Source organism: Achromobacter sp. 46006, from assembly GCF_059761975.1.
In genome coordinates, this window is record NZ_JCBANN010000042.1 from 41,008 (window position 1) to 49,318 (window position 8,311).

Below are 8,311 nucleotides of genomic sequence, written 5' to 3' on the forward strand. Positions count from 1 at the left end.
ACGAGACCGGCAGTGCCATAGAGACATACCTATCCAACATGAGGAGGCAGTACCATGAGCAGACGTTCATTGTCCCTGAGCACCCTGTCCGCCATTGTGGTCGGCCTGGGCGCCACCAGCGCCGCCCATGGCGCCGGCTTTCAGCTCCTTGAGCAGAATGCCAGCGGCCTGGGCAACGCCTACGCGGGCTCGGCGGCAAATCCGGAAAACGCCAGCATCATCTACTACAACCCGGCGGGCATGACCTACCTGCCCGGCATCAATGTCTCTGGCGGCGTCAACCTGATCAAGCCCTCGTTCAAGTTCTCGGACAACGGCAACACCCGCAACCCGACGGCGCTGGGCGGCACCCGTCCCACCGGCGGCGACGGCGGCGACGCCGGCAACCTGGGCGTCGTGCCCAACCTGTACGGCTCGTGGCAACTGAGCGACCAGTGGTTCATCGGCCTGGGCATCGGCGCGCCGTTCGGCCTCATGACCGAATACGACGACGGCTGGGCCGGCCAATACCACTCGAACAAGTTCGAGATCAAGACGATCAACATCAATCCCTCGATCGCCTACAAGGTCAACGACAAGTTCTCGATGGGTTTCGGCGTGAACTGGCAGCACATCGACGCCAACTACAAGAAGAAGACCGTGGTGCCCGTGGCGCTGCCCGGCGGCGGCACCTTCATCACCAACGGCGATGCCGACCTCAACCTGAAGGGCGATGCCTGGGGCTGGAACGTGGGCTTCATGCTGCAACCCACCGAAGACACCCGCATCGGCCTGTCGTACCGCTCCAAGATCAAGCACACCGCCAAGGGCGACACCGACATCGACAACATCGGCCCGACCGGCCAGTCGGTCTCGTTCGACGCCAAGGCCTCGGTCGACCTGCCCGACACCCTGATCCTGAGCGCCACCCACCAGCTCAACGAGAAGTGGGAACTGCTGGGCGATATCTCCTGGACCGGCTGGAGCAGCATCCCCGACCTGAAGATCCGCAACTCCGGCGCCGGCGCGCGCGATGACGACCTGCCGCTGAACTTCCGCGACACCTGGCGCATCGCCGTGGGCACCACCTACAAGTTCGCGCCCGACTGGAAGTGGAAGTTCGGCCTGGCCTATGACCAGTCGCCGGTCCACAAGGCCGAGGACCGTCCCACCTCGCTGCCCGACAACGACCGCTACTGGTTCTCGACGGGCGTGCAATGGCAGGCCACCAAGAGCACCACGCTCGATGTAGGGTATACCTACCTGTACCTGCGCAAGACGGACATCGACACCACATCCGGCAATGCGCTGACCAAGGGCCGCGTCGCGGGCACCTATGACAGCAGCGGCCACATCTTCGGCCTGCAACTGTCGTCCCGCTTCTAGCCCTGCCGGGGCGGAGGGCAGGCCGGCCCCGCCTTCCGCCCGCATTTTCAGGAGACTTCCTTGAGCAAGTTCGTCGTCAAACACGTCGCCGTGCTGGGTGCCGGCGTCATGGGCGCGCAGATCGCCGCCCACCTGGCCAATGCCGGCGTGCCCGTCACGCTGTTCGACCTCGCGGCGCCCGACGGCGAGCGCAACGGCATCGTCAAGAAAGCGCTGGCCGGCCTGAAGAAGCTCGAGCCCGCGCCGCTGGCCAGCCCTGCCCGCCTGGCCCTGATCACCCCGGCCAACTACGACGACCATATCGAACAGTTGCGCGGCTGCGACCTGATCATCGAGGCCATCGCCGAGCGCATGGACTGGAAGACCGCGCTGTACGAGCGCATCGCGCCGCACGTCGCGCCCGGCGCCATCATCGCCTCCAATACCTCCGGCCTGTCGATCGACGCGCTGGCCAACGCCCTGCCGGCCGCGCTGCGCGACCGCTTCTGCGGCATCCATTTCTTCAATCCGCCGCGCTACATGCGCCTGGTGGAAATCATCGCCACCTCGCACACCCAGGCGCCGGTGCTGGACCAGCTTGAAACCTGGCTCACCTCCGCCCTGGGCAAGGGCGTGATCCGCGCGCTCGACACGCCCAACTTCGTGGCGAACCGCATCGGCGTGTTCTCGATCCTGGCGGCCATGCACCACACCCAACGCCTGGGCCTGGGCTTCGACGAGGTCGACGCCCTCACCGGCCCGAAGATCGGCCGCCCCAAGAGCGCCACCTACCGCACCGCCGACGTGGTCGGCCTGGACACGCTGGCCCATGTGGTCGGCACCATGGACGAGAACCTGCCGGACGATCCCTGGCACCGTTATTTCACGCTGCCCGCCTGGCTGTCGGCCCTGATCGCCAAGGGCGCGCTGGGCCAGAAAAGCGGCGCCGGCGTCTACCGCAAGGCCGGCCGCGAGATCCAGGTGCTGGACCTGCAGGCCCAGGACTACCGTCCCAGCGCCGGCAAGCTGGCCGACGAGGTCGCCGCGCTGCTGAAAGAACGCGATCCGGCCAAGCGCTTCGCCGCCCTGCGCGCCAGCGACCATCCGCAGGCCCAGTTCCTGTGGAGCCTGTTCCGCGACATCTTCCACTACAGCGCGGTGCAGCTCGGCCAGGTGGCCGACAACGCCCGCGACCTGGACCTGGCCATGCGCTGGGGCTTCGGCTGGGCCCAGGGCCCGTTCGAGACCTGGCAGGCCGCCGGCTGGCAGGCCATCGCCCGCGCCGTGGCCGAAGACATCGCCGCCGGCCGCGCCATGAGCGACGCGCCACTGCCGGCCTGGGCACTGGAACCCGACCGCCAGGGCGTGCACACGCCGGCCGGCTCGTATTCCGCGCGCAGCGGCACGCTGCATCCGCGCTCGACCCTGCCGGTGTACCAGCGCCAGTTGTTCCCCGAGCGCGTGTTCGGCGAAGGCGCCGACGACCGCGGCACCACGGTCTGGGAAAACGAAGGCGTGCGCCTGTGGAACCTGCCCGAGGTCGACGCCGGCATCGCCATTCTTTCCGTCACGTCCAAGAACCACACGCTGGGCGCGGAGGTGCTGGAAGGCATCCTGCAGGCCGTGGCCCGTGCCGAGCGCGAGTTCGACGGCCTGGTGATCTGGCATGACGCGCCGTTCGCCGTGGGCGCCAATTTGCAGCAGGTATCCGAAGCCTGCGCCGCCGGCCAGTGGGACATGCTGGAAGCCACCGTCGAGAAATTCCAGCGCACCTCGCAGGCCTTCAAGTACGCGCAGATCCCCACTGTGGCGGCCGTGGAGGGCATGGCGCTGGGCGGCGGCTGCGAATTCCTGATGCACGCCTCGCACCGCGTGCTGGCGCTGGAAAGCTACATCGGCCTGGTCGAGGCCGGCGTCGGCCTGATCCCGGCCGGCGGCGGCAGCAAGGAATTCGCCGGCCGCGCCGCGGCGCTGGCGGCCAAGACCGCCACGCCTGGCGAAGTATTCCCGTTCCTGCAGCCGGTGTTCCAGACCATCGCCATGGCGCGGGTCGCCAAGAGCGCGATCGAGGCCATGGACCTGGGCTTTGCGCGCGAGCAAGACATCGTGCTGTTCCATCCGGGCGAACTGCTGTTCGTGGCCATCGGCCAGGCGCGCGCCGCCGCCACCGCCGGCTACGTGCCGCCGCCGCGCCTGCAGGGCGTGCCGGTGGCCGGCCGCAACGGCATCGCCAACTTCGAGATGGTGCTGGTCAACATGCGCGAGGGCGGCATGATCAGCGCCCACGACTACCGCGTGGCCCGCAGCGCCGCGGTGGCGCTGTGCGGAGGCGAGGTCGAGACCGGCGCCAAGGTCGACGAGGAATGGCTGCTGGCGGTGGAACGCAAGGAGTTCGTGGCGCTGCTGCGAACACCGGAAACGCAAGCCCGCATCCGCCATACCCTCGACACCGGCAAGCCATTGCGAAATTGATGCCCCGAAGCGCCTGCGGCGCTACCCCCAGGGGCGCCGGCGGCGGACCGGCGAAGCCGGATCCGCGCGGCCCCGCCAGTGGGAAATCGTGATGGACTTAGGGTGACTGTTATGGATACGAGGAAATGATATGAGCAAGCAGATTCAAGAGGCTTACATCGTTGCGGCGACGCGGTTGCCGGTGGGCAAGCGCAACGGGGTCTATGCCACCACCCGGCCCGACGACATGCTGGCGGCGGCGCTGCGGGGCGTGTTGAAGCAGACGCCGTGGCTGGATCCGGCGCGCATCGACGACGTCATCACCGGCTGCGCCATGCCGGAAGCCGAGCAGGGCATGAACGTGGCGCGCATCGGCCTGCTGCTGGCCGGCTTGCCGCAAAGCGTGGCAGGCGTCACCGTCAACCGCTTCTGCGCCTCGGGCCTGCAGGCCGTGGCCGACGCCGCCGCGCGCATCCGCAGCGGCGAGGTCGACATCATGATCGGCTCGGGCACCGAGTCCATGAGCGCGATGCCGCAGATCATGGGCAACAAGGTCTCGCTCAACCCGGCCATATTCTCGCACCCCGAGAACATCGGCATGGCCTTCGGCATGGGCCTGACCGGCGAGAAAGTGGCCGAGCAATGGAAGGTGTCGCGCGAAGACCAGGACGCCTTCGCGCTCGCTTCGCAACAGAAGGCCAACGCCGCCATCGCCGCCGGCCACTTCCGCGCCGAGACCACGCCGTTCGAGGTGGTGACGCGCCTGCCCGGCGGGTCCAAGGGCGATGTGCGCGAAACCCGGCGCCTGGTCGAAGTCGATGAAGGCCCGCGCCCCGACAGCAGCGCCGAGGGGCTGGCGCGGCTCAAGCCCGTGTTCGCCGCGCGCGGCAGCGTCACCGCCGGCAACAGCTCGCAGATGTCGGATGGCGCCGCCGCGGTGGTGCTGGTGTCCGAGCGCGTGCTGCGCGAGTTCAACCTCAGCCCGCTGGCCCGCTTCGTCAGCTACTCGGTGGCCGGCGTGCCGCCGGAGATCATGGGCATCGGTCCCATGGCCGCCATCCCCAAGGTGCTGGCGCGCGCCGGCATCGCCCAGGACGACCTGGACTGGATCGAACTGAACGAGGCCTTCGCCGCGCAATCGCTGGCGGTGATCCGCGAACTCAAGCTCGATCCGGCCAAGATCAACCCGCTGGGCGGCGCCATCGCGCTGGGCCATCCGCTGGGCGCGACCGGCGCAATCCGCACTGCCACGCTGCTGCATGGCCTGCGCCGCACCGGCGGCAAGTACGGCATGGTGACGATGTGCATCGGCACCGGCATGGGCGCCGCCGGCCTGTTCGAGGCCATGTAGCCAGGGCATTGCGGTGAAGCCCTATTGGTTCAAACGCCTGTCGCCGGCCTGGCGCGCGCGCCTGATGCGGGTGGGATTCAACCTGCACCCGGCGTTCCGCGCCACCGGCGGCCGGGTGCTGCACGTGTCGCCGGATTTCCAGCACATCCGCATCAAGCTGCCGTTCCTGCGGCGCACGCGCAACATCGTAGGCTCCATGTACGGCGGCTCGCTGTTCGCGGTGACCGACGGCGCCCACCCCACCATGCTGATGGCCGCGCTGGGCGCGGACCACATCGTGTGGGACAAGGCGGCGTCGATCCGCTACCGCAAGCCCGCCTACACCACGCTGTATGTGGACTTCCGGCTGCCGCCGGGAGAAATCGCGGACATCCGCGCCATCCTGGCGCGCGACCACGAGACCACCCGGACATACTCGGTGGAATTGAAGGACAAGGATGGCGTCGTCTATGCCGTCGTGGAACGCACGATCTACATCGCCGACAAGAAGTACTACAAGCAGAAAACGACTGGAGGAGACTCATGCGTGACATCATCCCCGGAGGGCGCGCCGCCGCCCTGAGCCTGATCCTGGCCGCCTGCCTGGCGGCCGCCCCGGCACGGGCCGCCGACATGGAAGTGGCCGGCGTGCGCGTCCCCGCGCAATTGTCCGAAGGCGGCCAGGCGCTGGTGCTCAACGGCGCCGGCCTGCGCACCAAGTTCGTGGTCAAGGTTTACGTGGCGGCGTTGTATGCCGGCGCCAGGACCCACGACGCCGCGACCCTGATCGACAGCAACGAGCCGCGCCGCCTGCGGCTGCAACTCCTGCGCGATGTCGACAGCAAGAGCCTGGACGCGGCACTGCAGGAGGGACTGCGCGACAACACCTCCAGACAGGAACTCGCCGCCCTGCAGCCGTCCGCCGCGCGCCTGTCGGCGCTGATGGCCGAGATCGGCTCGGCGCGCGAAGGCGACATGATCGACCTGGACTTCGACGCCCGTGGCGTGACGATCACCGATAACGGCAAGCAGCGCGGACGCATCGACGACCCAGCCTTCGGCCGCGCGCTGCTGCGGGTCTGGCTGGGCGATGATCCGGCGCAAACCTCCCTGAAAAAAGCCCTGTTGGGAGCCCCTTGAAGATGGAACGCATCTGGCAAAAAAGCTATCCCCCGGGCGTGCCCACCGACATCGAACTGGACCGCGCCACCACGCTGGTCTCGATCGCCCGGGAAAGTTGCCGGCGGTTCGCGGACAAGACCGCGTACATCAGCATGGGCAAGACCATGACCTATGCCGAACTCGACCGCCTGACGCGCGACTTCGCCGCCTGGCTGCACGCCAACGGCCTGCGCAAGGGGGATCGCGTGGCGCTGATGATGCCCAACCTGCTGCAGTACCCGGTGTGCCTGTTCGGCACCCTGCGCGCCGGCTGCACCGTGGTCAACTGCAATCCGCTCTACACCGCGCACGAACTGGCGCACCAACTGGCCGACTCCGGCGCGCGCGCCATCGTGGTGGCCGACAACTTCGCCGCCACGCTGCAAAAGGCGCTGCCCGACACCCCGCTCGAGAAAGTGCTGGTGACCTCGATCGGTGAACTGCTCGGCCCGCTCAAGGGCCGCCTGGTCGACTTCGTGGTGCGGCGGGTCAAGCGCATGGTGCCGGCCTGGTCGATTCCCTCCGCCATCCGCCTGGGCGCGGCGTTGCGGGAAGGGCGCGACCTGCCGTTCAACGAGGTCGCCCTGACCCAGGACGACCTGGCCTGCCTGCAATACACCGGCGGCACCACCGGCGTGGCCAAGGCCGCCATGCTGACCCACGGCAACCTGGCCGCCAACGTGACCCAGGCCCACGCCTGGATCAAGCCGCTGGTCAAGGAAGGCGAGGAATGCATCGTCACGGCGCTGCCGCTTTACCATATCTTCGCGCTCACGGCGAACTGCCTGGCCTTCATGAAGATCGGCGCCAGCAGCCTGCTGATCATCAACCCGCGCGACATTGGCGGGCTGATCAAGGAAATGGCCAAGGTGCCGTTCAGCGCCTTCACCGGCGTCAACACCTTGTTCAACGCCCTGCTCAATCACCCGGACTTCGCCAGACTGGATTTCTCGCGCCTGCGGCTGACCATGGGCGGCGGCATGGCGGTGCAGCGCGCCGTGGCCGAACGCTGGCTGGCCGTCACCGGCCGCTCGCTGGCGCAGGCCTACGGCCTGACCGAGACCTCGCCGGCGGTGACCATCAATCCGCTCGACGTGCAGGTCTTCACCGGCTCGATCGGCCTGCCGGTGCCATCGACCGACCTGTCGATCCGCGCCGACGACGGGCGCGAGCTGGGCGTGGGCGAACGCGGCGAAATCTGCGTGCGCGGCCCGCAGGTGACGCAGGGCTACTGGAACCGGCCCGACGAGACCGCGCTGGTGATGACGCCCGACGGCTACCTGCGCACCGGCGACATCGGCTATGTCGACGAGGCCGGCTACGTCTTCCTGGTCGACCGCAAGAAGGACATGATCCTGGTGTCCGGCTTCAACGTCTATCCCAACGAGGTCGAGGACGCGGCGGCGCTGCATCCGGGCGTGCGCGAGGTGGCCGCCATCGGCGTGCCCGATGAACGCTCGGGCGAAGCGGTCAAGCTGTACGTGATCCGCAAGGATCCCAACCTGGACGCCGAAACGCTGATCGCGCATTGCCGCACCCAGCTCACCGGCTACAAGGTACCGCGCTACGTCGAGTTCCGCGACGACCTGCCGCGCACCAACGTCGGCAAGATCCTGCGGCGCGAACTCAAGCCGGCCGCCGCCTGCGCGCCGCGGCGGGACACGACGGGCGCCTAGGGCCTGCTCGCCGTGGCAGGCGCCTGGCACGGCCCGGCAATCGGCCGCCCGCCGGGTCCGCCTGCCTCACCACTGCCCGAAGAACACCCCGGCGCGCTTGTGCGCATTGGTCCCCTGTTCGATCGCCGCGTCGCTCATGGTGGTGCGGTGCTTGCCGCGCAGCATCCAATCGAGCAGGCGCTCGCGCAGTTGCGCCCGCACCGGCGCGTGCGCGATGCTGGTGCCCAGGTCCTGGAATTCGTCGGGATCGGCCTGCAGGTCGTATAGCTGCTCGGGCTCGTCCAGCCAGTAGACGTAGCGCCAGCGCGCGGTGCGCACCGACCCTGTCTCTCATTCTTATCAGTCGTGG

General features: G+C 68.3%; 6 protein-coding genes and 1 pseudogene. 6 read left to right on the forward strand and 1 reads right to left on the reverse strand.

Features of this window, described 5'->3' with window-relative positions; all coding sequences use genetic code 11:
- The first annotated feature begins 54 nt into the window (after window positions 1–54).
- From AC6LKG_RS18665 to AC6LKG_RS18690, 6 genes are all read left to right on the forward strand, one after another.
- Complete coding sequence (locus tag AC6LKG_RS18665; RefSeq protein ID WP_498166726.1) at window positions 55–1,365, forward strand: OmpP1/FadL family transporter; 1,311 nt, start codon at window positions 55–57, stop codon at window positions 1,363–1,365.
- Window positions 1,366–1,425: 60 nt separating this feature from the next.
- Complete coding sequence (locus AC6LKG_RS18670) at window positions 1,426–3,816, forward strand: 3-hydroxyacyl-CoA dehydrogenase NAD-binding domain-containing protein (RefSeq protein WP_498166729.1); 2,391 nt, start codon at window positions 1,426–1,428, stop codon at window positions 3,814–3,816.
- A gap of 130 nt (window positions 3,817–3,946) precedes the next feature.
- Entirely contained in the window at window positions 3,947–5,146 is a 1,200-nt protein-coding gene (locus AC6LKG_RS18675) for an acetyl-CoA C-acyltransferase (RefSeq protein WP_498166731.1), read from the forward strand.
- Between the two features lie 13 nt (window positions 5,147–5,159).
- Window positions 5,160–5,708, forward strand: a complete 549-nt coding sequence (locus AC6LKG_RS18680; protein WP_498166734.1) for a DUF4442 domain-containing protein — start codon at window positions 5,160–5,162, stop codon at window positions 5,706–5,708.
- Window positions 5,669–6,265, forward strand: coding sequence for a chalcone isomerase family protein (locus AC6LKG_RS18685; RefSeq protein WP_498166736.1), 597 nt, complete (start codon window positions 5,669–5,671; stop codon window positions 6,263–6,265). Before AC6LKG_RS18680 ends, AC6LKG_RS18685 begins: the two co-directional genes overlap by 40 nt.
- A 2-nt stretch (window positions 6,266–6,267) precedes the next feature.
- Window positions 6,268–7,962 (forward strand): AMP-binding protein, encoded by a 1,695-nt coding sequence (locus AC6LKG_RS18690; RefSeq protein ID WP_498166738.1) that lies wholly within the window; start codon window positions 6,268–6,270, stop codon window positions 7,960–7,962.
- A gap of 66 nt (window positions 7,963–8,028) precedes the next feature.
- Here the strand turns inward: AC6LKG_RS18690 and AC6LKG_RS18695 are convergent.
- Window positions 8,029–8,283 (reverse strand): annotated as a pseudogene (locus AC6LKG_RS18695) (phosphonate monoester hydrolase); the annotation flags it as partial.
- Window positions 8,284–8,311 lie beyond the last annotated feature (28 nt).

Coding starts and splice junctions, on each gene's coding strand:
- AC6LKG_RS18665 (WP_498166726.1), top strand. CDS start 55: ATGAGCAGACGTTCATTGTCCCTGAGCACCCTGTCCGCCATTGTGGTC.
- AC6LKG_RS18675 (WP_498166731.1), top strand. CDS start 3,947: ATGAGCAAGCAGATTCAAGAGGCTTACATCGTTGCGGCGACGCGGTTG.
- AC6LKG_RS18685 (WP_498166736.1), top strand. CDS start 5,669: ATGCGTGACATCATCCCCGGAGGGCGCGCCGCCGCCCTGAGCCTGATC.
- AC6LKG_RS18690 (WP_498166738.1), top strand. CDS start 6,268: ATGGAACGCATCTGGCAAAAAAGCTATCCCCCGGGCGTGCCCACCGAC.